The 23,229-nt window shown below is 67.2% G+C and carries 25 protein-coding genes and 1 pseudogene; 12 read left to right on the top strand and 14 right to left on the bottom strand.

Going from position 1 to position 23,229, the window contains the following annotated elements; translation table 11 throughout:
* Positions 1-60: 60 nt before the first annotated feature.
* The 13 genes and pseudogenes from ACQPWU_RS56840 to ACQPWU_RS56780 all read right to left on the bottom strand — a co-directional run bounded on the left by ACQPWU_RS56840 (position 61) and on the right by ACQPWU_RS56780 (position 11,194).
* A complete protein-coding gene (locus ACQPWU_RS56840) occupies positions 61-1,518 on the bottom strand; it encodes an ATP-binding protein (RefSeq protein ID WP_433435405.1) in 1,458 nt (485 codons plus the stop codon).
* Between the two features lie 423 nt (positions 1,519-1,941).
* A complete protein-coding gene (fxlM, locus tag ACQPWU_RS56835) occupies positions 1,942-3,273 on the bottom strand; it encodes a methyltransferase, FxLD system (RefSeq protein WP_433435404.1) in 1,332 nt (443 codons plus the stop codon).
* 136 nt (positions 3,274-3,409) lie between these two features.
* On the bottom strand, positions 3,410-3,940 hold the full coding sequence (locus tag ACQPWU_RS56830; protein ID WP_433435403.1) for an AAA family ATPase: 531 nt from the start codon (positions 3,938-3,940) through the stop codon (positions 3,410-3,412).
* Between the two features lie 11 nt (positions 3,941-3,951).
* Positions 3,952-4,629, bottom strand: coding sequence for a GNAT family N-acetyltransferase (locus ACQPWU_RS56825; protein WP_433435402.1), 678 nt, complete (start codon positions 4,627-4,629; stop codon positions 3,952-3,954).
* Positions 4,630-4,658: 29 nt separating this feature from the next.
* Positions 4,659-5,708 carry an alpha/beta fold hydrolase gene (locus ACQPWU_RS56820; RefSeq protein WP_433435401.1) on the bottom strand — a complete coding sequence of 350 codons (1,050 nt, stop codon included), beginning with the start codon at positions 5,706-5,708 and terminating at the stop codon, positions 4,659-4,661.
* 71 nt (positions 5,709-5,779) lie between these two features.
* Positions 5,780-6,211, bottom strand: a complete 432-nt coding sequence (locus ACQPWU_RS56815) for a hypothetical protein (protein ID WP_433445600.1) — start codon at positions 6,209-6,211, stop codon at positions 5,780-5,782.
* A gap of 130 nt (positions 6,212-6,341) precedes the next feature.
* A pseudogene (locus tag ACQPWU_RS56810) lies at positions 6,342-6,542 on the bottom strand (transposase); the annotation flags it as partial.
* Positions 6,543-6,603: 61 nt separating this feature from the next.
* Positions 6,604-7,134: an NUDIX domain-containing protein gene (locus ACQPWU_RS56805; protein ID WP_433435400.1), complete on the bottom strand. Its 531-nt coding sequence runs from the start codon at positions 7,132-7,134 to the stop codon at positions 6,604-6,606.
* A 28-nt stretch (positions 7,135-7,162) separates the two neighbouring features.
* Positions 7,163-7,981 (bottom strand): phosphotransferase family protein, encoded by an 819-nt coding sequence (locus ACQPWU_RS56800; RefSeq protein ID WP_433435399.1) that lies wholly within the window; start codon positions 7,979-7,981, stop codon positions 7,163-7,165.
* A gap of 322 nt (positions 7,982-8,303) precedes the next feature.
* A complete protein-coding gene (locus tag ACQPWU_RS56795) occupies positions 8,304-8,510 on the bottom strand; it encodes a hypothetical protein (RefSeq protein WP_433435398.1) in 207 nt (68 codons plus the stop codon).
* Positions 8,497-9,054, bottom strand: a complete 558-nt coding sequence (locus ACQPWU_RS56790) for a GNAT family N-acetyltransferase (RefSeq protein ID WP_433435397.1) — start codon at positions 9,052-9,054, stop codon at positions 8,497-8,499. Before ACQPWU_RS56790 ends, ACQPWU_RS56795 begins: the two co-directional genes overlap by 14 nt.
* A gap of 54 nt (positions 9,055-9,108) precedes the next feature.
* The gene (locus ACQPWU_RS56785; protein WP_433435396.1) at positions 9,109-9,738 is read right to left on the bottom strand and encodes a 2'-5' RNA ligase family protein; all 630 of its coding nucleotides are present in this window, start codon (positions 9,736-9,738) and stop codon (positions 9,109-9,111) included.
* Complete coding sequence (locus ACQPWU_RS56780; protein WP_433435395.1) at positions 9,713-11,194, bottom strand: hypothetical protein; 1,482 nt, start codon at positions 11,192-11,194, stop codon at positions 9,713-9,715. The genes ACQPWU_RS56785 and ACQPWU_RS56780 overlap by 26 nt, the downstream gene beginning before the upstream one ends.
* A 301-nt stretch (positions 11,195-11,495) precedes the next feature.
* On the opposite strand from ACQPWU_RS56780, the gene ACQPWU_RS56775 reads away from it, so the two are divergent.
* The 4 genes from ACQPWU_RS56775 (at position 11,496) to fxlM (ACQPWU_RS56760) (ending at position 14,754) form a co-directional block, all read left to right on the top strand.
* Positions 11,496-12,377 carry an SAM-dependent methyltransferase gene (locus ACQPWU_RS56775; protein ID WP_433435394.1) on the top strand — a complete coding sequence of 294 codons (882 nt, stop codon included), beginning with the start codon at positions 11,496-11,498 and terminating at the stop codon, positions 12,375-12,377.
* Positions 12,374-12,682 (top strand): hypothetical protein, encoded by a 309-nt coding sequence (locus tag ACQPWU_RS56770; protein WP_433435393.1) that lies wholly within the window; start codon positions 12,374-12,376, stop codon positions 12,680-12,682. Before ACQPWU_RS56775 ends, ACQPWU_RS56770 begins: the two co-directional genes overlap by 4 nt.
* 395 nt (positions 12,683-13,077) lie before the next feature.
* Entirely contained in the window at positions 13,078-13,389 is a 312-nt protein-coding gene (locus ACQPWU_RS56765) for a hypothetical protein (protein WP_433435392.1), read from the top strand.
* Positions 13,390-13,476: 87 nt separating this feature from the next.
* A complete protein-coding gene (fxlM, locus tag ACQPWU_RS56760) occupies positions 13,477-14,754 on the top strand; it encodes a methyltransferase, FxLD system (RefSeq protein WP_433435391.1) in 1,278 nt (425 codons plus the stop codon).
* Between the two features lie 543 nt (positions 14,755-15,297).
* On the opposite strand, the gene ACQPWU_RS56755 is transcribed toward fxlM (ACQPWU_RS56760), so the two are convergent.
* A complete protein-coding gene (locus ACQPWU_RS56755; RefSeq protein WP_433435390.1) occupies positions 15,298-16,650 on the bottom strand; it encodes a hypothetical protein in 1,353 nt (450 codons plus the stop codon).
* Positions 16,651-16,904: 254 nt separating this feature from the next.
* Between ACQPWU_RS56755 and ACQPWU_RS56750 the strand changes: the two genes are divergently transcribed.
* The 8 genes from ACQPWU_RS56750 to ACQPWU_RS56715 all read left to right on the top strand — a co-directional run bounded on the left by ACQPWU_RS56750 (position 16,905) and on the right by ACQPWU_RS56715 (position 23,192).
* The gene (locus ACQPWU_RS56750) at positions 16,905-17,354 is read left to right on the top strand and encodes a 6-pyruvoyl trahydropterin synthase family protein (protein ID WP_433435389.1); all 450 of its coding nucleotides are present in this window, start codon (positions 16,905-16,907) and stop codon (positions 17,352-17,354) included.
* Positions 17,321-18,073 (top strand): 7-carboxy-7-deazaguanine synthase QueE, encoded by a 753-nt coding sequence (locus ACQPWU_RS56745; protein ID WP_433435388.1) that lies wholly within the window; start codon positions 17,321-17,323, stop codon positions 18,071-18,073. Before ACQPWU_RS56750 ends, ACQPWU_RS56745 begins: the two co-directional genes overlap by 34 nt.
* 111 nt (positions 18,074-18,184) lie before the next feature.
* On the top strand, positions 18,185-18,823 hold the full coding sequence (gene folE / locus ACQPWU_RS56740; protein WP_433445546.1) for a GTP cyclohydrolase I: 639 nt from the start codon (positions 18,185-18,187) through the stop codon (positions 18,821-18,823).
* A gap of 136 nt (positions 18,824-18,959) precedes the next feature.
* Positions 18,960-19,541, top strand: coding sequence for a phosphoribosyltransferase (locus tag ACQPWU_RS56735; RefSeq protein WP_433435387.1), 582 nt, complete (start codon positions 18,960-18,962; stop codon positions 19,539-19,541).
* On the top strand, positions 19,525-20,346 hold the full coding sequence (locus tag ACQPWU_RS56730) for a methyltransferase domain-containing protein (RefSeq protein WP_433435386.1): 822 nt from the start codon (positions 19,525-19,527) through the stop codon (positions 20,344-20,346). The genes ACQPWU_RS56735 and ACQPWU_RS56730 overlap by 17 nt, the downstream gene beginning before the upstream one ends.
* Entirely contained in the window at positions 20,343-21,059 is a 717-nt protein-coding gene (locus ACQPWU_RS56725; protein ID WP_433435385.1) for a thymidylate kinase, read from the top strand. The genes ACQPWU_RS56730 and ACQPWU_RS56725 overlap by 4 nt, the downstream gene beginning before the upstream one ends.
* Complete coding sequence (locus tag ACQPWU_RS56720; RefSeq protein ID WP_433435384.1) at positions 21,049-22,086, top strand: radical SAM protein; 1,038 nt, start codon at positions 21,049-21,051, stop codon at positions 22,084-22,086. Before ACQPWU_RS56725 ends, ACQPWU_RS56720 begins: the two co-directional genes overlap by 11 nt.
* Positions 22,083-23,192, top strand: coding sequence for a DegT/DnrJ/EryC1/StrS family aminotransferase (locus ACQPWU_RS56715; RefSeq protein WP_433435383.1), 1,110 nt, complete (start codon positions 22,083-22,085; stop codon positions 23,190-23,192). Before ACQPWU_RS56720 ends, ACQPWU_RS56715 begins: the two co-directional genes overlap by 4 nt.
* Positions 23,193-23,229: the final 37 nt, after the last annotated feature.

The raw sequence follows: 23,229 nt of genomic DNA, 5'->3' as shown, positions 1-23,229 counted from the left end.
GCCGTTCCCTAGGGGAAGCATCGGCCGGGAGGCTTAGGGGAACGAGCATGGCCTCTTGTTTCATGACTTCTGGAGCATCCGTCCGTAGGTCCTGCTCCACAGTTGCAGGAGAGCGTCGCAGTTGTGGCCGTCACGGTCCAGGAGCGTTGTGGTGCGGGCCAAGGATAGGAGGAACAGTTCGAGTGCAATGCGCAATTCTGCTGCCGCCTCATCACTCAGCGCCTGGAGAGGACGGTACAACGCCGCGAAGGCGGGATGGTCGATGTTCAGCGTTACGTCGAGCGTGCGCCGCTTCAGGACTGAGGTGAACATCGTCTCGATTGGAAGTTGCTCCGACCCGATCCGGTAGCTGAGGGCGCCTGAGCCCTTCCCAGCCGTCCGGATGACGGGCAGGTCGACATCCGCAGCCTCCGCTATCCGGCACGATGCCTCCGTCGCCGCTTGAAACTTGACTTCCTCGAAGGCGTGGCGCACGCGCGAGTTCAACAGCCTGGCGATCGACTCCAACTCCGGCCCGAGGGCCTCCTGAAGGACCTGAGAAGGCCGGATGCCTTGCTTGTTGATGGTAATGCCAAAGTGCTCATCGAGGATGGGGTCGAACTCGATCTCGCAGCGCCACCAGTCGTCATAGTTCTCCCTTCGCTTTGCGCCCATGAGGTGCCAACCGGTTGCGATCTCGCGACCGGCACGGAGGATAGAGACGCCGGCTCCGCCGACGATGCCGATGCGTCGCTTGGTCACATTGTCTAGATGATGCCAGTGGTGAACCGGCAGCATCGCGAACCTAACTGTGACGAAGGCCGTCTCGCCGGACGACGCTGCGAGTTCGTAGCGGAGCGGTTCGAAGGCCAGGCGTGCGCTGTGCCCTTCGACCTTCGCCGTCAGCAGCAGGGGATCGACCGGATCGACCCGTGTCCCGTTGATGGTCAGGGTGAGGCCGCCGTTGCGTAGGAAACGCCGGTACATGCGTCCGAGATCGCGGCGCAAGGCGCGTTCAAGCCAAGCGAGGCGCTGGTACTCGATGCGGTCGCAGTCTCGCCAGATCACCAGGCAGCCCGAGCCTGTGCTGACGCCAGTTTGGCGAGCAGCACGAAGATCAACTGGGGCTCCCGCGGCAATTGCGTCGACGTCTAAGAAGACCTGGTTTGCGGTGTGGCCGTTCTGCCAGGAGGTCACCTCGACTCGCCGAGCCTGACTGAGGGACGCAGCGGGCAGGCCCATACCGAACCGACCGAACGACTGACGCTCGTCGAAACGTGACGTGCCGCCGAAGCGGAGACACGCCTCGAGTTGGGAGCGTGACATGCCTTCCCCGTTGTCCTCGACACGAATTTCCGGTAGGCCGCCTGCTTTGGGGCGTGTGATCGTGACCTCGACTGCTGTTGCGGATGCCTGCAGCGAGTTGTCTATAAGTTCTGCGAGGGCGGTCGCGAGGCTGACGTAGCCTGACTCTCGGACTGCGCGGATGAAGTTGGAGGAGACCAGGAGGTCGTCCTTGCGGTGCGTCTGCCGGCCCATCGCATCTCCCGATGACTTGCTCAAGTTCCTGAGTCGAGAGTAGCTGCATCGAGGTCGCCTGGAAAGTTGATCGTTTCACGGCAACCCCATGCGGATAGGGCCTGTCCAGCGCCGAAACTAGTGCGGAGCGGTTGACCTGGTCTTCTAGGTTTGACTATCGGCCTGTCTCGTCTCCTTGTATCTGCTGGTGGTCCGAGTGGTTCGGCTGGGCGGTTCTGCTCACGCGGAGCAACATTGGCAAGGTAGATGGGTGCTGCGTCGCCAGGTCGTCTGTCCTAAGCGAACTGGGCCGATAGAGCGCTGTGGGCCGCGCTGACACCCCATAGCTTCCGCCCTGCCGGGGCACCTTCGGGAAGAGACGGACACCTGCCCCTGATGGGGATGAGACGGTCGGTGACCCAACGCTTCTCACTGGTGATCGATTTACGGCCAGGCGATGACCATTTGTGTGTGGCGTTTCGGGAAGATCCGGCCGATGGCTGGGACGGGCATCGCGGTGTCTGCGGGGTAAAGGGTGAAGTCGGGACCGTGGCCGTGGCGCCGATCGCGATCCCAGGTCTGCACGTGAGTGAGCAGTCGATGGGCAGGTTCCGCGCCGTGGCGGCCGTGCCCGTGAACGCCGAACTCGTGGTGGTGGAGCCGCTCGCTCTTGCAGTCCCTTTCGCGGACCGTGAGGTAGGCGAAGCTGTCGGGCGTGACGAGGGCCGGGCAGAACCACCGGACGGCGGGCTTGACGACGTCACTGTCCCGGTCCGGGTCTCGCCAGATCAGGCCGAAGGTGTCGTCCACGGTAGCGAGCCACAGATGCAGCGTGCCGAACGGCTCGGTGCTTACGACCACGACGCCGGTCCACACCTCGGTCGGGTCATCGGCGAGCGCCAGATCCAGCGCGGAGGTATTTAGCGCGGGGCCGGCGTCGATCGTCAACGTCACTGCTCCGTCAGCGAGGGCCGCTACCTGCTCCTGGTGCGCTCCCGCACCTTGCATGGGGACGAACCCGCACACCGTCGGGTTAAGCCCGACGAATCGGTCTCCTTCTCGGATGAAGGTTATTGACCGGGTGATTCCGCAGAACCGCAGCGGCACGACCATCCGGCCGCCTGGGGCGAGCAAGTGTCCCCATGGGCAGTCCCAGGCGCCGACCGTGACGAGGATGGCATCGTAGGGCCCGTGTTCTTCGGCGGCGTGCTCAGCGTCTCCGAGCACGACCTTTACCTGTGGGTAGCCGGTCTCTGGGAGGAAGCGGGTGGCTCGCTCGGTGACGAAGGGGTCGATGTCCACGGTGACCACCAACCCCTCAGGGCCGGCGATTTCGGCGATGAGTGCGGCGTTGTAGCCGCCACTGCCGATTTCCAGCACTCTGGCCCCGGGCGCGAGTCGCGCGGCTTCGAGCATCTCGGCTTGGAGCCATGGCGCGCTGACTGAACTGGTCGCCTTGCCGGCAGCGTTGCGCTTGGTGATGACGATGTCCATGGCGGAGTAGGCGGCCGAAAGCGATGACGCTTCGGGAGCGAACTTTTCGCGCGGGACCCTCGCGAAGGCCTCGGCGACTTCAGGGGAGCGGATCGAGCCTCGTTCCTTCAGCTGGGCGACCGTGTCGGCGCGCAGGCGATCGGGAGACGCCGATAACAGAGTGTTAGTGGTCACTCGCTCAACGTTAGCTCCGTCCTCCGGCAGTTTCGGGATGATGGGCGGTGCCCCAGAGCATGACATCAGGATCTCGAAGGTCTCCAGGTAGATCACCACCTTCACCATGACAGCGTCTCGACCAAGCCTGTAGGTCGGCCTCGCAGGTGGCGTATTCGACCTAAGACCTGCGCGAAGCCCAACAGGTGCTCGCCGAGCGCTCGCGAGCTGAGCCGATAGACGCGGATAGTCGTCCCGGTACTGGCTACAGTCTCTCAGCGTCGAGCGGTGCCTGAGTCAGACGCGCCGCCTGAAGGACTACCTGTGTCGACTCCTGCAACAACACGTGTTGGTCGATGATCTGCTCGTGCCCGCCCGGCAGGAGGTCGCGTTCGACATACCACTCCCGCATCTGCTCGGGGGTGAACGCCGCTCGCTGCGGGCGGGATTCATGACGACGGAGGGTCTCCTCCCACGGGATGTCCATGTAGAAGAAGGCGGCGAGGCCGTGGTGCTCGCGACGGAGATCGTCGAGCATCACGGCGTAGCGGCTGGCGGTCAGGATCCCCTCCAAGATCACGTGGTGGCCGTGGCCGAGAGAGTAGAGGCAGATCGTCTTGAGCAGGCCGATGTTGACGCCATCTGGTACGTCGAGTTCGCGGAGCATGTCGCGGCGAACGACGTCTTGGCCGACCAGGGCGAGCCCGCGCTTGCCGTACGTCTCACGCACGGCTCGTGCCAGCGTCGACTTGCCCGAGCCGGAGTTGCCGCGGATCACGATGAGCGAGGTCTCCACGCTGGGCAACGCTACTGGGCCGCCTGGTCGACCGGTGCACCGAAGAGCTCGAGGCAGTCCGGCGTCGCCCCTTCCACGGATACGCCAGGCAGGCGGTGGGCGGCCCAGTCGGAGGCCTCCAGCAGCATGGTGTGCTCTACGATGCGCATTCCATCCCGGCTGAAGGATCGCCGGCCGTTGTAGAAGTACCCGAGCTTGTGCGACACCCTTTCCGACGCGGCGTTGCCGTCGATGAAGGAGGAGCATGCTTCGACGGCTTGAAGGTGGGCGAAGGTGAACTCCAGCGCGGCGGCTCTGGCCTCGGTCCCATACCCCTGAGCCTGGTGGCTGCGGGTGATCCAGGAACCCGTCTCGACGCAACGCACCGTCGCGAAGTCGGTCGCCCACAGGTTTTGCAGACCCACAGCGACACCGTCGATGCGGATGGCCAGATGCAAGTCCCAGCTTGTTGGACGCCAGTGGGCCAGCGCCCGCCAATGATGCTGCAGTAGAAGCCGTTCCATAGTTGGTGACGGCTCGTACAGGAAGGCTTTCTGATATCGGGGCTCCTCGACAGGTTGGATATCGCGCGCCGCTCGTGCCAGGTTCAGCAGATCCCGGTTGTCGGGTGTCACGAGTTCCAGGCGGGGGGTGCGCACCCGGAGCGCGAAAAGCGGCCACAAGGCGGCCAGGTCTTCCCGCACGTTCATCTCTCCCTTCGTAGCGGTTGTCAATCGGTCTACGCGTGAGCGCGGACTCGCCGCACGTGAGCGAGCACTTCGGCGACGACCACCTCCGGCTGATGGCGGTGGACATGATGTCCGGCAGGATCTGCCACGACGTGCCGGGCGCTCGATGACAGGCTTACTAAGTCTTTTTGCAGTGGCTCCCAGATGTCGTAGAACGCCGACCGCCTTGCGATGGCCGTCGGATCCGTCAGGTCGGGGTCGGTGCGGCTAGAGCTGACGACGGTAAGGGGGGTCGAGCCCAGGGTGGGTGCGGCACGGAGCACCTGGCGTGGGTTGATGGTGATGGTGGCCAGCATTTCGCGGAGCTCGCCGCGCCGCTGCTGGTCACTGAAGTCCAGCGTCATCCTGGCCCGGCTCCACTCGGGCGGGAGCCGCCGCGCGGCGACCTCGCGCGTCGCCGCGCCGTTCCAGCCGAGCTCGTTGGCCAGGCGACGCAACCCAAGCGGGGTCAGCCGCCACTTCACGATGCGCCAGAGCATCTTGGTCCTGGTCCAGGGGAAGTGGCGGCCTTGTTCCGGGTGGCTGGCGTCGACTAGGACTACCCCGGCAACCTGCTCGGGTTGCGCGGCGCAGAACAGCCGGACGACGTATCCGCCGGCGGAGTGTCCGACCAGGATGTACGGCGGGCTGATCCCCGCTTGCTGCAGCGCCCGTCGGAGGTCGTCGGCATGTCGGCGGGCGGATCCGGCGCCCCATGCTGGGTCGCTCCACCCCAGATGCGCCTTGTCGAACAGAACCGTCGTCGTCTCCGCGGCGAGCTTGGGCAGCAGCCCGGCCCAGTTCAACGCGGGCTCCCCGAGCGCAGGAACGACCACCACGGCGGGCGAGCCGACGCCGTCGCGCCAGAGATGGATGCGGCGGCCCCCAATGTCCACCAGCATGCCGGGCGGCATAAACCGCTGCCGGTCACGGCGCGAGGCCAAGGTTTGGTAAGCGGCACTGGCCACAGCCGCGGCGCCCGCCGCGAGTGCCACTCGGGTGAGGATCTGGGCCAGGGTGCTCGATCGGCTGGAGCGTGAACGGCCGCGCGTCGGGGTCATCGGCAGGTCCCTTCAGACGATGACTGTCACTGCTGGTGTTACCCGGAAAGGGAAGGGGACTTCTGCGGCCATCACACCCACGCCATGACCAGCTGGGTGTGATGCTTCGGAAAAATCCGACCAACGGCGTGGGCCGGCACCGCGGCGTCGGCGGGGGAGAGGGTGAAGTTCGGGCAAGGTTGGTTGCGCCAGTCTCGGTCCCAGATCTGCACGGGGTCATGAAGCTGTCGGGCAAGTTGGCCGCCGTCGTGGCCGTGGCCGCGGACGCCGAACTTCCAATGACGCTCCTCGGCCTCGTCGTCGTGAGGGACTTCGTGGAGGCTGAGGTAGGCGAAGCTGCCCGGGGTAAGGAGGGTCGGGCAGTGCCAGTGCATCGCCAGGTCGGCCAGGTTGCCTGTCGGATCCGGATCTCGCCAGATCATGCCGAATCGGTCGTCGACCGTCGCGGTCCGCAGGTGCATGGAGTCGAACGGCTTTCTGGGGTAACCCGATTCTGCTCCCATCTCCGTAGAGAGTCACAGCGTCATGGTGGCGGTTAGCAGGCGCTGGATGAACATGTCCTCGCGCTGGCGCAGCCGGAGCCATATGCCGGCTTCGGTCGACTCGGTCAGGCGGCGCCAGCGTCATGCCCGACCCGAAGCCGAGTTCCTGCGGAAGGTGTTCCCAGGTGATCCCGGTGTGCAGTACGAACAGGATGCCCTGGAACGCCAGCCGGTCAGGATGCCGCTTGCGCCTGGGGTGGCGGGCCTGACGCCTGGCCTTGGGCAGCAGTGGCTCAATCACTGGCCACAGCTCGTCGTCGAGTTCCCAGGGCTTCGCCGAGCCACCCAGCACTCCCGGATCATCAGTCCCGGAGCGATCCGACCACCTTCGAGATCATTTTGCTGGGGTCCCTCTACACCCAGCGGTAGTTCGCGTCTGTAACGGGCGGCAGATACGGATTGCCGACAGGGGCATCCGGAGCGGCCAATGCGCTTACGGCGGGCCCGATCAAAGGAAAAAGCGGGAGATCCTTGGCTTTCCTGTAGTTCACCCACTCGATGATGCCCGGCTCCACGCTGCCGTCCTCGAGTTCGTCCCACTCCACTCTGGCGAGCTGGGCCCGCACCTTCGGCGTGATGTAACAGCGGAAGATCATGTGAATTTTGCGCGGCGGCGCTGTGGGGCCCGGCCGGGTCACCATCTGATCTTGAACCCAGCAGAGCTCGGGCGGGGTCGCGTCGTCGAGGCCTAGCCGAAGTTCCTCGGCGAGTTCTCGACGGAGAGCATCGAGCAGGTCCTCCCCAGGCTTCACGTTGCCGCCCGGCGGTGTGTAGTGCGAGCCGGTCGGCCGGTCACGGCGGATCAGCGCGACATCGTCGCCACAGAACACCAGGGCGCCGACGCGGATCTTCACGCGGGAGAAAGGCGCGGTCGGGTCGGTCATGCAGGCAGTATTGCCCCGTGCAGGTCTGTCAGCTGAGGAGTTCCAGAACTCTCTCAGCCTGCCGCTCCACGGTGCCTACCGGGTTGTGCGGTGTCGCCGGCCCATCGGGGCCGAGCTGGAGAAACCAGCCCAGAGCAATCAGGCGGCGGAAATCGCGTACCCGCTGGGCTTCTCCCGGGGTTAGGTCGATGTGGACCAGTAGCTGCTCTGCGTCCAGGGCGCCGTCAACGCGGGAGATATGCTCGCAGACCTCGCCGAGCTCGAAGGCGCGGTCGTTGCGGCCCGAGTCTTCCCAGTCGATGAGACGCATGCGTCCCTCGTGCTCGTCCCATAGGTAGTTGGCGTGGCTTCCGTCCGCCAGCCCGAGGACGGGCGGCAGTGGGTTCGTGGTGAGCTGGTCGGGGGCGTTGGAGGCCAGCCAGGCGACCCCCGCGCGGAACGCCTCCTGTACGAGGGGGTTATTGCCGAGATCAGGCTGCTTGTCGGCCCAGACGCGGGTCTTGTCCACGGCTGCTGCGGGCCGCCAGGCGGCGGGCTCGACTCCTTCCACGACCTCGGGCGGGATCTGGTGCAGCCGGTTCAGGGCGGTAGCCATGGCCTTGATCTGCTCGCCGGTGGCCTGCTCGCCGCGCAGGGTTCGGCCGGGAAGCCTGCTCATCACGATCACGGGTGGGTGAGCGTTGAGCGCGGCTTCCAACGGCGTGGGCGCCAGACCAGGCGCGTGTTCGGCGAGCAGGGTGAGCGCCGCCCATTCCCGGAGGGGCTCTCCTCGCTCCCATGATGTGTAGCGCTTGACCACGACATCGTCACGGAAATCGAGGATGTGGGTGCATCGGCCAGCCGTCATATGCTCGCTTCGCCCTTTCTGTCCCTCCAGCCGGAGGACAGCGGGTCCTCCGGTCACGTCTCGCGGAGGGAGAGGAAGGGCTGAGACTACCGCAGGTCGCGGCCTGCTATCAGGGCGAGCGGAGATCGGGCACCGGCACGATGGGTAGTGCTTGTGCCGTCGCTCGGTGTCGGAGAGGGCGAACCGGCGCGGTCCAACGCGGTGTCCCGCAGATCTGACAGGCGCGGCACCAAGGTGAGCGCCAGTTCCTCGACGGGGTGGAGCAGCCCTAATGAGCAGGTTTTGGCCGTCCAGACGCGGGCGTCGACGGGCCAGGCCATGTTCAGGCCGATCTCTCCCTTGTGGACCACCCGTTGAACGGAACGGGGATGCCTTGGGTGTTCCAGTAAGCGGACGCGTTGGTCGCCTTGGTCTGCTCGAAGACCGGGTAAAACTGCGGGTAGCGGGGGCTGGCGCGGAGCATCCGGAACAGCATCTGCCCCAGCAGCACAGGTGCCGTGCTGGCCGCGGCGCCGTCAGCCAGCCACACCCGTCCATTCGGGAGCAAGGATGGAGTGGACGACCGAATCCCGCCACCCGCTGGCAAGGTTGAGGTGCCCTCGGATGATCCCCTCCTCGACCATGCCCGCCTTGGCCATCACCGCGGCGGACGCCTCGTTGAGCGGGCTCCGTGCACCCCAGATGCGGTAGACGCCGAGCTGCTCGAACCCGAGCTGCAGCAGAAGCCGCACCACCTCCGTGCCGAGTCCCTGTCTCCACCGGTCAGCGCGCAGCGCGAACCCGAGCTGCGCGCTGTTCTGCAGCGGATGGCCGACGTCGATCGCTAGCCGCGCGAACGCCACCAACTCGTCGTCCGGCACCACCACGGCGAGTGAATAGTCCATGCGCGGTTCGGCCTCGGCCGCGCCCCCGACGCCCTCGATGGTCTTCTCTACCTGCTCCCGGGAGCGCGGCTCGAAACTCATATGCTCGGCCACCCGCGGGTCGCCGTAGATGGCCAGCAGCGCGTCCACATCGGCCGGTGTGAACTCCCGCAGGGCCAGCCGCGTGGAGGAGATCGCTACCGGGTACATGCACCACCGATCCTCAAGGCGCAGGTTTCCGCAGGGACAGCATTATCAGGGTGATCAGCTCGCCCCGAAGGGCGCACGCTGGATGAGGTGCCACTGGTAGATGCCGTTATCCCGGTTGATGTCGATCAGCGAGACGCGGTTCAGCATGGCGGGGATCGCGGCTGCGTGGCGGGCGAGTACGTCCCGGATCGGCGTAAGCGGCATCCCGCTGATGTGGGAATAGGCGAGGCTCACGTGCGGGACGAACCCGTCGTCCGTTTCGGGCACCCGGGCGGCGCCCCACACGTCTGCGATGCCGTTGCGGACGGCACGTCGTACCGCAGCCACGGCTTCTACGGGACGGACAGGTAGGTTGATGCCTTCAGGGTCCACGACGGGGGGCCCCAACGTGACCTGCACGGGCCCGATCTCGGCGACGCGCTCACTCACGGCAGCGGCGATCGTGTTCAGGGTCTGCTCGCTCACCTCGTCGGTGAACCCCACGCCCTGCAAGGTCATATGGAGCCAGCCCAGCGGGATCGGACCCACCGCTCCCGTCGCCTCGAGCTCGGGGCCGATCCGCTCCGCGAACTCGTGAATGGCTGGCTGATCCTCTACGAGGATGTGCCAGGTGTAAAAGGAGCGGCCCTGTCGCCAGCCTGGCCGCCACCACCAATGGTTACGCGTGGTCTCTTCCGCTTCCAAGGGCTCGCCTTTCCATCCGCGAGGTCGTCGCCGCCCGGAAGGCGCCGATCGCGTCACTGATCCTTCTGCCATCCCTGCTCGCGCGCAAGGCCGGACGCATCCTGGTAGTGATCTCGTCGAGTTGCAGCAGCAGCGGGGCCGGCCGCGCGTCTGCGGGGGTGTTCAGCACCGGCGCCAACTCGTTGCTGGCGGCGTCGAGATCATCGAGGTCGATGTGGGCGCGTACGACATGCAGTTGGGTCATGCGTTCGGTGCCGAGGTTCCGGTCGGGTGCTGGCTGGGTCTGGGAGAGCGCCACGGACCGTTCGGCCAGCTCCAGCGTCAGAGCGGGCTCGGCGAGCACGAGGTAGGCGTCCGCCCAATAGCTGAGGGCCCGTTCGGGGGTGCAGCTCAGTACCCCGCCCGGACAGTCGTGTTCCTGCATGGCTGAAATGTCACGAGCTTGCTCCAGGAGCGCTCGCGCTTCTCCGAGCCGTCCGAACCGCGCGTAGTCGAGCGCCAAGGTGCTCGCGAGCATCACCTGAGTCTGCCCGCCAGCTCGCCTGGCGAAGAACAGGCCGCGTTCTGCTTGATGGATGGCGTTTTCCCGGTCGTTCGCCCAGTAGGCCGTCACTTGCCGTGTCTTGCACACCCAGGCGCGGAGCGCGTCATGCCCCGACTCTTGTGCGAAGTGCCAGGCGGCTCGGGTGTGGGCTGCTGTCGCATCGACGCGTCCCAGGTCTGTACTCGCCCACCCGAGAAAGGTCATGGTCCAGCCGACGACCAGGTACAGGTCTCTGCGGTATTGAAGCGACTGGTGTCCCTCAAGCAGAGAGAGGGCTTCGTCCCGAATGCGTCTCACGTCCGCGAGAACTTCGCTCATGGGTTTTTTCAGGTAGTTGTGCGCGGCTTGCTGTAGTTCCGCATTGAGCCGGGCGATGGTGTCTGCTCCCACGTTGCTTCGCTCCGCCTGAGTCAGGATTTTGGAGGATTCTCTCGCGTATAGGGACAGTTGCTGCGCAGGGTCGAGCGTGCGGCGATTTCTCAAGTCGATCAGCGAGGGGTGGGATACCTCGGGTGTGCCCGGATATGGCGTGTTCGTGGTGTCCCTCAGTTTGGGCGGCGCATAGTTCTCATCCAGCGGGCGATAGTCGATGAGGTCGATTTCTGCTCTTTCGTCGGCCCTGTAGAGGGCGTACTCGGCCTCGGTGAGCAGGCTGCGGGCCTGTGCCTGGTAGATGCGTGCGAGGGTGTGCAGGGCGGCGACGCTCGGGCGGCGGCCCTGGGTTGGCCAGGTCTCGTACTGGTAGATCCGCGACTTCACCATTGTGGCGTCGCCGGCGTCGAGCGCGTTCCACCGGTCTGCCACGTCTTGGTGGCTGAGGTCGTGTGCCCATCGGAAGGCGACCCGTGGCGATATCTCGGGATGGTCGGTTTCCCAGACGGCGGCGATGTGTTCCCATGTCAGCCCGCGCATGCGTAGCTGGTGTGAGCGGAGGGTTCGCTGCTTTTTGGGGGGAGTTGTCATCGCTCGTCCTTATCGAACGGGAACGCCTCGACCTTCAACACATTACGCTTACCGACCGGCTTCCTAACGGTTAACTTTCGCAGCACCCGACCGGGCAGTTTCGCAGGTCGAAGGGACTGCGAAGCGTTAACTATTTCGGATCTCTCTACGCCTCGCGTCTGAGCGTTTACTGACTTTAGCCCTGACGGACCAAGACGGGAGCGGTCTTGCCCGTACTTCCTTACCGCTCCCCATAGCACCCGAGGCTTCGATGACGACCGACGTACCTGTCGCCCCGTCCTTTGACGACAAGGCGACTGCGGCCAACGCGCTGGCCTCCAGCCTGCGGACGCCAAGCAGCCGTAGTGATCTGTCAGCGATCGCCCGCGCATACGACGTCGGGCTGGGCGGCAAGGACCATCCAGACCGGATCGCGTTCGAGAAGCTGCTGAAGATCGAGCCGAGGCTGCCAGTAGCCATGTCCGAGAACCGCGCCTTCCTCGGCCGCGCGGTCATGGCCGCCTCCCTGCTCGACATCAAGCAGTTCCTGAACCTCGGCTCCGGCCTGCCGTCCCCGGACGGCATCTCCGTGACCGATGTCGCGCGCCGCTACCACCCGGACGCTCGCATCGTTCACGTGGACGTTGCCGAACTGGTCGCCGTATACGGGCGTGCTCTGCTCGCCCGGGACGACAACGTGCTCGTGGTGCATGAGGATGCCCGCGACCCTGATCGGATGCTGAAACAGGCAGCCGAACTGCTCGACCTGGAGGAGCCGGCCTGCATCATCGCCACGGCCGTGGCGCACTTCTGGGCCGACTCGGACGACCCAGCCGGCGTCTTGCGCCATTACATGCGGGCGTTCCCTGCCGGGTACCTCATCCTGTCGCACGCCTGCGGCGAGGAGATGTCGCCCGACGATTTCGCCCAGCTCCGCGCCACGTACGAGGAAGCGTTCGCATCCATTTACCCGCGCACCCGCGCCCAGATTGTCACGTTCCTGGACGGGCTGGAGCCCCTTGAGCCGGGCCTGGTGGAGGCGTCCCAGTGGCGCAACGACGACCGGCAGATCGACGTTGGCAAGGCGTACTTCCTCGCAGCCGTCGCCGGGTTCGGCCTGTACGCCCAGAAGCCCGCGAGGAGCGCGGCATGACCGTCGACAACGCCACCGAGGTCGTGAGCGACGAGGCAGCCCAGCGCCTGGCCGCGCAGTTGCAGGAGTCGTGGGGCGGCCGCTGGCAGGTGATGTGGGAGCCTTGGGGCCGCAAGTTCCGGGCGTTCCCGGCGTACGACATGGACGTCAACACCCCGGTCCAGGGCGAAAATCTCCGCGAGCTGTGGCGGGCCGTCCTCGACGTCGATCAGGCGCTGCTGTTCGCTGTGGCCGAGGCCATCCCGGCGCACCCTCCCACGGTCGTCTACATGCCCCCCGGCTTCCTGCAGGAGGTGTTCGGGTGATCAGACGGGACGTGGCCGGGCCGGCGGCCCCGCGCGCAGGCGGGAATGCCGCGCCACGTCTTGGCGCGGCCCGGCCCGCGGATAGGGGCGGTGCTCTCCTTGCCGGCCGCGCACCACGGTGCGGGCTTAACCAACCCTCGGAAGCCATTCCCTCCTGGCCCGCGCCGCCTACCACTCGTGCCCCACGCTGGAGCCCTTGTCCGGCGTGGGGCACGAGATCCACGAGTTCGAGGCAACCAACCGAAGGTCACCGATGGACGCCCTCATGCTGGTCGCGCTCCGACGCGGCTACCTGTTCGCTTACCGCAGCTCCACGCCCGCAGAGGGAGCCTGTTTGCGGGTTACCGCTCGATCGCCCGCACCACCATGCGCCGTATCGAGCACGGAGACAGCAGATGACACAGCCTGCTCGCCACGAGCGGCGAGCTGACGCACCCACCGCCGACACGTTCAAGTGGATGCCGTACGTCTCGCACGGCGGCATTCTCCGGATCGGCGATACCTCGTGCTGCGGCCGGTACGAGTTGGCATCCGAGGGGGGCCAATTCTTCGTGCTACGCCACACCGACGACGGTTACGAAGAGACCGGCCGAGGCCGCGCCCATCCCAAGGTGGTCGAGATCTACACCGCCTTGGTGATCGAGCATCACAACGACAAGCACGCCCGCCGCGGGGAGAGGCCGAAGCTTGACGACTTCCTCCTCTGAAGGGGACGGCGTGGCTAATCCCGGGGCTGCCCCCAACAGCGACCATCGATCAGTTGCCCATCACGACCAAGAAGAGGGGACCTACCTGTGACCACCGACAACGACGTCCAGGACGCCACCGCGCTGCGTGATGCCATGACCACCGCCGTGGCGGTCAAATGCGCGGAGTGGGGCTTCCCGCTGCCCGTGCGGGTCGAGGCCGCGTTCCGTACGGTTCCCAGGCACCTCTTCGCCCCCGAGGTGGCGCCGGACAAGGCGTATGCGCTGGACATCGTCGTAGTCAAGCACGACGAGCACGGCGCGCTGATCTCCACCATGTCCGCGCCCGAGATCCAGGCTATGCAACTCGTGCAGGCCGACATCAGCGCGGGGATGCGCGTGCTGGAAATCGGCTCAGGTGGGTACTTCGCTTCCCTGCTTTCGGAGCTGGTCGGCCCGACCGGTCAGGTCACGACCGTGGACATTGACGCCGACGTGACGAGCCGGGCCCGCGCCTGCCTGGACGCCGCCGGGTATCCGCAGGTGCGGGTCGTCACGGCCGACGCCGAATACGGCTGGGAGGCCAACGCTCCGTACGACCGGATCATGGTCACCGTGGGCGCGTGGGACATCCCTCTGGCTTGGCGCGAGCAGCTCGCCAAGGGCGGCAGGATCGTTATCCCGCTGCGAATGAAGGGCATCACCCGCTCCCTCACCCTCGAACGCGTCAACGACCACCTGGTCAGCGTGTCGCAGGGCGTCTGCGGCTTCGTCAAGATGCAGGGCGCCGGCGCCCACGACGAACACCTGCGCCTCTTGAACGGCGAGAAGATCGGGCTGCGTTTCGATGACGGCAACCTTGCCGACCCGCACAAGCTGGACGGCGTGCTCGCCAGCGAGCCCGCCGCGGCATGGTCCGGAGTGACCGTGACCCCCGCCGAGCCCTTCCCCGACCTGCCCCTGTGGATGGCGACAGCGCTGCCCGGCTTCTGCAACATGACCGTGAACACCCCCGAAGGCGAAGACCCCGGCATCGTGTCCGAGGAGGGCGGGCGCTGGTTCCCCTACACGGCAGTGCAGGGAGACTCGTTCGCCTACCTGTCCATCCGGCCTGCCGGAGAGGGCCGCGACGAGTTCGGCGCACACGGCTACGGCCCCCACGGCAGCGAGGTCGCCCAGGCGATCGTGGAGCAGGTCAAGGTCTGGGACCGCGACTACCGCGGCGGACCCGGCCCGCAGTTCCAGGTGTGGCCGATCGACCACCCTGTCGAGGTGCTTCCCAAGAGTGTGGTCATCACCAAGCAGCACACTCACGTCACGATTTCCTGGCCGGAGGTGGGAGAGGCAGTTCAGGACCAGGTTGCTCCACCCATCCAGTCACAGTGAGAGGAGGAAGGCCATGCTCGGTACCACCGCTACGGCGACGGCGTCGGAGCTCACGTCTTGCAGCCGGCCCACTGAGGTGTGCCCCTCACCGTCGGAGGCCCTATCACGGGAAACGCTCTGACCAGAACTCCCCGTTGTGCTCTGACACCGAGCAGGTTCCTCGGCATTCCCACAGGCCTGCGGTATCGACGACGCCCCGCCGCGCTGTGAGCCACATCACGAATGCCGTCACGACGCGCCTGGCCCGGCGTTCGAGCCGGCACAGGCCCACCGCGAGCGAGGAGCACCTGCCACGACAAAACCGCTGACCATCCGTGCCCCACCTCACCCGGTAGCAGCGACCTAGCGACCCAGGAGGCCACGGCTATGTTGATGTCTTTGTTCTGCGCTGTGGAGTGGGGCCCGTTCATGCTCGCAGCCGCCCCCGCCCAAAGGATGACTCAGCATGGAGTCTGCGCTGCCCCGTCAACGCAGCCTCACGGCCTTGATGGCGCCTCAGCCACGCCATACGTCCCCGACAGCAAGCCGCTCTTGCTCAGAGGATCACATACTGGCGAAAGCATCGTGGAAGGCACTGGCCTCGGCGCATTCTGGCCACCGCTGAAGCAGCTCGACCTCCAGCACGCGCAGCTCCTGGCGGATCCGAGCCGAGCCGGTCTGATGGGCGGCCGTGAGCGCTTCCATGCCCAAACTCGTGGCCCGCGACGGATCCTCTTGCGCAACGGCGACCGCCAGCTTGGCGGTGAGATGGCCACGATCCCGAGCGAGATTGCCGGCGAGGCTCGCAATCTGCTCCTCCAGGATGGCCACGGCCATCCCGGTCTTGCCAGCGGCGCGATAGCAGACAGCGCTCTGCTCTCGCAGCGTGGCCAGATCGTAGTGATGCAGGTAAACGGGCACGTTGGGTTCGCGCACCTGAATGTGGTCGGTGAGCGTTTGCGCGGCCCGGTCCAGCAGGGCGAAGCATTCGCCAGACTCACCGAGCATCACCAGGCCACGAGCCTGCTGCTGTGCCGCCAGTGCATCCAGCTTGGGCTCCCGACCGTCCAGGCTGCGACGCGCCGCAGAGGCGAGCTGGACCACCGCGGCGTAGTCGCCGGCGAGGGCGGCGATGTTGGCCTGCCGCACCAGTGCATACGCCGACATGGAGGTATCGCCGGCGCATTGCGCCCATTCGCCGGCGCGGCGCGTCCACTGTGTGGCCGCCTCCAACTGCCCCAGGTCCTGATGCAGCCAGCCGGCCATCTCGGCGTAGTGAGCGAGTACCTGCAGCAGAGGTTCGGCGTGTGCCGCTCCCGCACTGCGGCGCAGGTCGTCGAGCACGTCAATCTGTGCGAGTACCGGCTTCAGCAGGGATCGCGGGCCGAGCATCTTGTCGGCGGCGTAGTGCTCGGCCAGCACCCGCCGGAAGTAGTTGAGAACCTCACCGTCGAGGCGAGTCGGCGATGTGATCGTCTGTGCCACGCGCTGAATCTGGTCGGGATCGGTGAACCCGGGGAAGATCGAAGCGGACGCGCCACTGGCGAGCAGCTGGGTGAATTCGCGTCGCGAAAGGGTCACAGGCACGCTCCTTCCCTCCAAGTGAAGCTCCAGCATGACCCGTTCACCGCCGCTCCCGCCACCGACCGCCGCGGTCAAAGGGGCGGCGTGTCCGTCATCGGCTATCTGCCGCAACGCCACGAGCAGCCCCTTCGTGGCGAACACCTCGTCCAATGCCGCCGCTTGGTGTTCTGGGAGAAGGAATTCGCCGCGTTCGGCCCTGCCGAGCCGGCTGAAGTCGTAGTGAGCGAGCTCGCCCGTCTCCCGCAGCGTCATACAGGCGCTGGTTCGCAGATGCCGCAAGACCAGCCCGATCATGCGAGCCGCGCACGCGTGCTGCTCATCCACCCGCTCCACGGCGATCAGCTCCTCTCCTGCCCGGCTGTCTTGTGGCCGCCACAAGACAGCCACAGCAGCCCTGTAGCCGACCGCCCATCACCGGGTGACGATGCGTTACAAGAGGTTGATCGGAGCGTAAGCCCGAAGGTTGAAGAACGCAGCAGGTTTCATCAGACCCTCACCGCGCGGTCACAAGCCGAACTGCGCCACGAGCCGCCGCACATCGCCCATCTGCATGTGATCTGGCCGGCGGCAGAAACGGAGAGACCACGATGACATCGCCCCGCCCCGGCCTGGCGCCCTCCTGGCCTCAGCCTGAGCTGCAAGGCCTGGGCAGCGCCCGGCTGACCATCGGCAAGACCTTCACCTTCGAGGCGTCCCATCTCCTGTACGGGCTGCCTGACGGGCACAAATGCGCCCGCCTGCACGGTCACAGCTACCAGGTGGCCGTCGAGCTCACCGCCGACCAGTTGACCGGCCCAGGATTCGTCACCGACTTCGGCGACCTGTCGCCGTTCGGCGCCTACGTCGCTGAGTACTTCGACCATCGCCACCTGAACGACGTGCTCGACGTCGAACCGACCTCCGAGCGGCTGGCCATCCACCTGGCCAGGTGGTTCCTCGACAACGTGCAACCGGTCATCGCCGGGCGGCTGGTCGCCGTCACCGTGAGCGAGACCCCGAAGACGTGGGCGCGCTGCACGGTCGGAGACGCATCATGACCGCCACAGCGGTGTCCGCACCATCCCGCGCCGCAGAGCTCTTACTCGCCGAGCGCTTCGGCCCGACGCTGCAAGGCGAGGGACCCAGCATCGGCCAGTCCGCGCTGTTCATCCGCCTATCACGATGCAACCTGTCATGCACCTGGTGCGACACGCCGTACACGTGGGACAGCGCGCGGTTCGACCTGCGGCAGCAAAGCGAGCGCACCTCCGTCGCCGACCTGGTCGCGTGGGCGCTGGCCCACCCTGTGCCTCTGATCGTCATCACGGGCGGCGAACCGCTGCTGCAGCAGCGCCACCTGCCCGCGCTGGCCGAGCCGCTGCTGCAGGTCGGCCGCCGTCTGGAGATCGAGACCAACGGCACCGTCGCTCCCGATCCGGCGCTGCTGCTGGACGGGCTGCGCTTCAACGTTTCCCCCAAACTGGCAAACACCGGCATGCCAGCCGACCGACGCATCAAGTCCGCCGCCCTGGAGACGCTGTCGGCCAGCGGGCAGGCGGTGTTCAAGTTCGTCGCCCGCGACGCGGCCGATCTTGACGAGATCGCCGAGCTCGCCGAGCGGTTCGCCATGAAGCAGGTATGGGTGATGCCTGAAGGCGTCACCGCCGAGCACGTGCTCGGCCGCGCCCAGGCGCTGGCCGAAACGGTCATCGCCCGCGGCTGGTCGCTGTCCCTACGGCTGCACGTCCTGCTGTGGGGCGATGAACGTGGCCGATAACCGCGCTGCCGCTCGCGCATGCGCCCCCTCTGCCTGGCCTCTGACGAGCCACCGCTCCGTGCCTCGTGGCCCAGTCCCTGGAAGCGAGGAAGGAACATGACCACGAACGCCGTGCAGTCCTTTGATACGGCGCATCCCGGCCGAGCCGTTTCACAGCCGACCGATGACGTACCACGCTCGACGGTAGACACGCCCCGCGTGACCGAGCTCATCCGCGAACTGCTCATCGCTCTCGGAGAAGACCCGCACCGCGAGGGCCTGCTCGACACGCCGACCCGCGTCGCGACCTGGTGGCGCGACTTCCTGTCGCCGGACCCCTCGGCGATGGCGACGTGCTTCACCGAGACCCACGCCAGTGACCAGCTGGTGGTGGTCGGGGGGCTGACCGTGTGGTCCCTATGTGAGCACCACATGCTGCCCATGAAGCTGGACGCGCACGTCGGCTACCTCGCCGACGGCACTGTCCTGGGGCTGTCGAAGTTCGGCCGGATCGCGCAGCGCTACGCTGGGCGCCTCCAGATGCAGGAGCGCTTCACTCGCCAGCTCGCCGACGAGGTAGTCGCAGCCATCGGCAGCGAGGACGTGGCCGTCACGGTGCACGGCCTGCACCTGTGCATGAGCATGCGGGGCGTCCGAATGGAGACGGCCCTCACTTCCACCGTGCACGCCGGCGGCCGGTTCAAGACCGATGCGCTGCTCTCCCAGCAGTTCCTCACTCTCACCGCCGCCGGCCAGCGAGGGACAGCGTGATGGCGATCAACCCTCAGCGGTGGCGCCTTCCGGCATCTCCAGCGCCTGCACCTGCTGGCGTCCGCCGACGCCCACGGACGCTGACGACCAACGCAGGTCACTGCCCCGAGGGTGACGAGGAAGCGAGGCGACATTCATGTCGGACGCACTACCTACTCAGAGCGCCGTTTCCGAACCTCATGCCGCAGCGGTCCTGCCAGCGACGGCGACGGGTAGCGACGGGCGGGAGGTCACGCACCTGACGTGGCCTCGAACGGAAGAGCTGGTCAGCCGGATTGCCGAGGCGATCAGGGATGACAGCGCACCCCAGACCCTGGTCGCAGTCCTGCGCGGTGGTGGCATTCCGGCCGTCTGGCTCGCCCACAAACTCCAGCTGCGGGATGTCCGAGGGGTCGAGGTAACCCACACCGCGGACGACAGCACCAACGCCGCGAAGACCCCGCAGCCAGTGGCCGTCAACCCGGACTCGCTGGGCAACCTCACCGGCCGAGACGTCCTGATCGTGGACGACGTCGCTGGCACCGGGCACACCCTCGCCGCCGCGGCCCGACTGGCCGCCGACGCAGGAGCCAGTCGGGTTCGGACCGCGGTGTGCGTGGTGAACGAGGACAACTGGACCGGCCGCCTCCCGGCTGAGGCGACCGTCACCTACATCGGCACGGTCACCCACGGGTGGGTGGTCTTCCCCTGGGAGGGGCACGATGAGCACGAGCACTGAGCTTCCCGAGCAGTTCCGCACCCGGCCCGGAACCCCCATGATGGGGCCCTACAGCACCAACCAGATGGATGACTTCTACGCGGCGCTGCACCGCGGGGAAGCTAACCCATCGGGGCTGATGAACCTGATGCAGCACCTCATCGTCGCCGAGCGGTGCGCGCCGGGCGCGACGGTGCTGGACGTGTGCTGCGGCCGCGGCCTGGCGCTGCCGCTACTGCGCCGGTACGCGCCGGACATCGCACAGTACGTCGGGCTGGACATCAGCCCCGGCAACCTGAACGAGGCTCGAGAACGGCTCGCGTTCTTGCACGAGACGTACGGAGAGCTCTTCCCGGTCGAGTTCGTCGAGTGCGATGTGGCCCAGCCCTGGCCGCAACTGCCCGCCTTCGACGTGGCGCTGTACACCTCGGCGCTGGAGCACCTGCCCTTCGAACTCGGTGTGCGCAGCCTGCGCAGCACAGCCGAGGCGCTCGCGCCCGGCGGGGTGCTGTTCCTGTCCACGCCGCAGGCGTTCGGGCCGCCGCCGCGGCCTCTGCAGTACCGCGTCCACGTCTACGAGTGGTCGCGGGAGGAGGTGGAGCAGGTCGTCGGCGAGGCGGGCCTGGTAGTCGAGGACGTGATGGGCCTGCTGCCCGAGCTGGACGCGGTGGTCGACGAGCTCACCGAACGGTACGGGCAGGGTGCGGCCGACTGGTACCGCGACCTCACCGCGCGCGTCCCTGGGGCGTTGCTGGACACGGTCTCGGCGGTGTTGGTGCCGAAGACAGCGACCGAGCTGCTGTACGTGTGCCGGAGGCCCGCATGAACTCCGCCGCTGTTCCCGCGCCGCGCCGTGAGCCCGCCTTTGCCCGGCCGCTGTGGGTGACCATCGAGGGCATCAACGGCGTCGGAAAAACCATCGCGGCCCGAGCGCTCGCCGCCTCGCTCGGTGAGCGGTGCCTGCTGCTGGACGAAGTTACCGACCAGGCCGGCTACACCCTGACCGGACGCGTGATCTCCGCGCTGGCCGCGGAGGACGACGTGTGTCTGCGCACCGGACACCCAGTCGTGGAGACGTTGGCCCTGCTCGCGCTGAAGATCCGCGAGGCCGAGCGTCTCGCCGCCATTCCGACCGTGCCCGAGGTGGTCATCGAGGACCGCGGCGTCGACACCGTCGCCGTCTACCAGGCCGCGATCCTCTGTGCGCAGGTGCCGGAAGCCGATCCCGCGCACGTCGCACGGCACGTGCTCTCGACTATGTCACGGTGGCGGCCCCTGCCCGACGCCACCATCCTGCTGACCGGCAACCGACAGGTGTGCACGTGGCGCTTCGCCGACCGGATCGGACGGACGCTGGCGCCACGGGACGTGCACGTGATCGAGCAGGCCGACGCTCTCTACGCCGGGCTGGCCGCCGCTGAGCCCGACCGCTACACCGTGATCGACACCGCCGGGCGGCCCGTCGAGGCCGTCGCCGACGCCGTGGGCGCGGTCGTGCAGGACCTCGTGAAGCAGCGGGAGGCTGACCGTGCCGCGTGATGCGACTCTGCTCTGGGGCCTGCGCTCGCCCTGCGCCTTCGCCTGCCCTCACTGCTACTTCGGCACGATCGAGGAGCACAAACAGGCTCCGCCCGACGAGGTCGGCGTTCTGTCGCACTTGTCCCGCACCGACCTGCCGCCCCGGGCGCTCAAGGCGTTCGCGCGGACCCTGGACGGCTCGCCGATCCAGCGGGTGGTCATCGCCGGCGGCGAACCGCTGGACTGGCCTCCCACGCTGGAGGTGATCGAACTCATCAAGGAGGCCGGCTGTCAGGTCGTGATCGCCACCAACGGGATTCCGCTCACTCGCCCGCCGGTGGTCGAACGGCTTATCGAGCTCTGCGTCGACGGCGTTTCGGTCTCCGTGGACAGCGCGAACGCGCAGACCAACGACCGGCTGCGCCCGTCCCGTTCTGGGCGCTTTGGCTACGTCGATGTCCTGGCCGGTATCCGCGCCCTGCTGGACGCCCGGGGCGACCGGCACGCGCCGCGGGTCGGGATCTACACCGTGGTGATGCGGGAACGCTCGCACGAGATCACCGACATGGCCCATCTGGCCGACGAACTCGGCGTGGACTACTACGTCCCCCAGCCGATCTCGCTGACGCCCGACCACAAGCTCTTCGCGGAGCTGACCCACCGCGGCGAAGACGTGCAGGCCGTAGCTGAGGAGCTCAGCCGTCTCTACGACGAGCCGGGCAGGCTGGCGCTTCCGGACCCCTCCTACGCACGGCGCTTCATCGCCGCGATCTCCACCCAGGACAGCGGGCATGTGCCCGACTGCTTCGGCGGCGCCCGCCTATTCTTCATCCAACCTGACGGCTCGGTCTGGGACTGCCCGTCCGATCGCCGGATCGCCGCCACCCCACCCGAGCGGCGGCGCACCATTCGAGACGGCGACGCACGCACGCTGTTCGCCGAGAGGCCCGCGTGCACGAACTGCTCGCTGTTCAGCCGAGACTGCGTGAACATGTGGCCGCTCGTGCTGGACATGCCGCGGCTGCTGAACCCGGAGGCTGTCCGATGACACTCCCTCCGGTCTCCGGCGGCGCACAGCCGCTCGCAGATCAGCTCGCCGCCGTGCTCCATCAAATGCCCGACCCGAGCGGTGGTCCGGCCGCCGGACAACTGGAGCGCGACCTGGCCGAGGCGTTCGGCGTCCCGCACGCTGTCGCGGTAGCCTCCGGCACCGCGGCCCTGCACGCCGCGCTGTCCGCCTGCGGCATCGGCCCCGGCGACGAAGTACTCGTGCCGGCGTTAACCGTCGTCATGACCGTGGCGCCCCTCCACGCCCTCGGGGCAACGCCAGTGTTCGTCGATAGCGACACGGCCACCCTGGACCTGGACTACAACGACGCGGCCCGCAAGGTCACCTCGCGGACCCGGGCGATCATCCCGGTGCACCTGTGGGGCCGGATGGGAGACCCGGCGGCCCTGACGGCGTTCGCATCCGAGCACGGGCTCGCCATCGTCGAGGACGCCGCGCAGGCCGCCGGCACCGCGCACGACGGGCAGCAGGCCGGCACGGTCGGCACCGTTGGCTGCTTCAGTATGAAGGACGGCAAGATCCTGTGGAGCGGCGAGGGAGGCTTCCTGCTCACCACCCGCCGCGACGTGGCAGAGCACGCCAGGGCGTTCCGCAGCCACTGGCAGCCGGCTCCTCCGGGCGAGGCCCCGCTGAGCCGCCTGGCAACCAACTCCCGCCTCGCTGCTCCCCTCGCCGCAATCGCCCTGGCCAACCTCCGCCGCCTCACATGCCTGGTCGAACTGCGCCGTGCACAGACCCGCTACCTGCTGCATGCCCTGGAGCAGGCACCCGGCCTGATCGCCCTCGCCCCGGCCATGCGCGAGGAGTGGAACGGCTTCGCCCCGCTTCTACACATCGACCTGCCGAACCCCCGGGCGTTCGCCGAACACCTCACGCAGCAGGGGGTGCCGAACTCCACCGGCAGCTTCCGGCTCGTCCCCTGCGACACCCGCCCTATGTTCACCGACCGCGACCGGCCGTGCCGCGGCGCCGCCCAGATCCTCGACCACATGCTCGCCGTCATCCTCACCGAACGCGACACCGAGACCACACTCGACCGCTACGCCGCCGTCATCACCACAGAGGCCACCGCATGGGCCACGTGACCGCCAACCCGGAACCCAGCACCGACCAACCCGACCG

The sequence above is a fragment of the Nonomuraea sp. CA-141351 genome, from assembly GCF_050944675.1.
GTDB lineage: Bacteria > Actinomycetota > Actinomycetes > Streptosporangiales > Streptosporangiaceae > Nonomuraea.
This window is presented reverse-complemented; position numbering and strand designations above follow the sequence as displayed.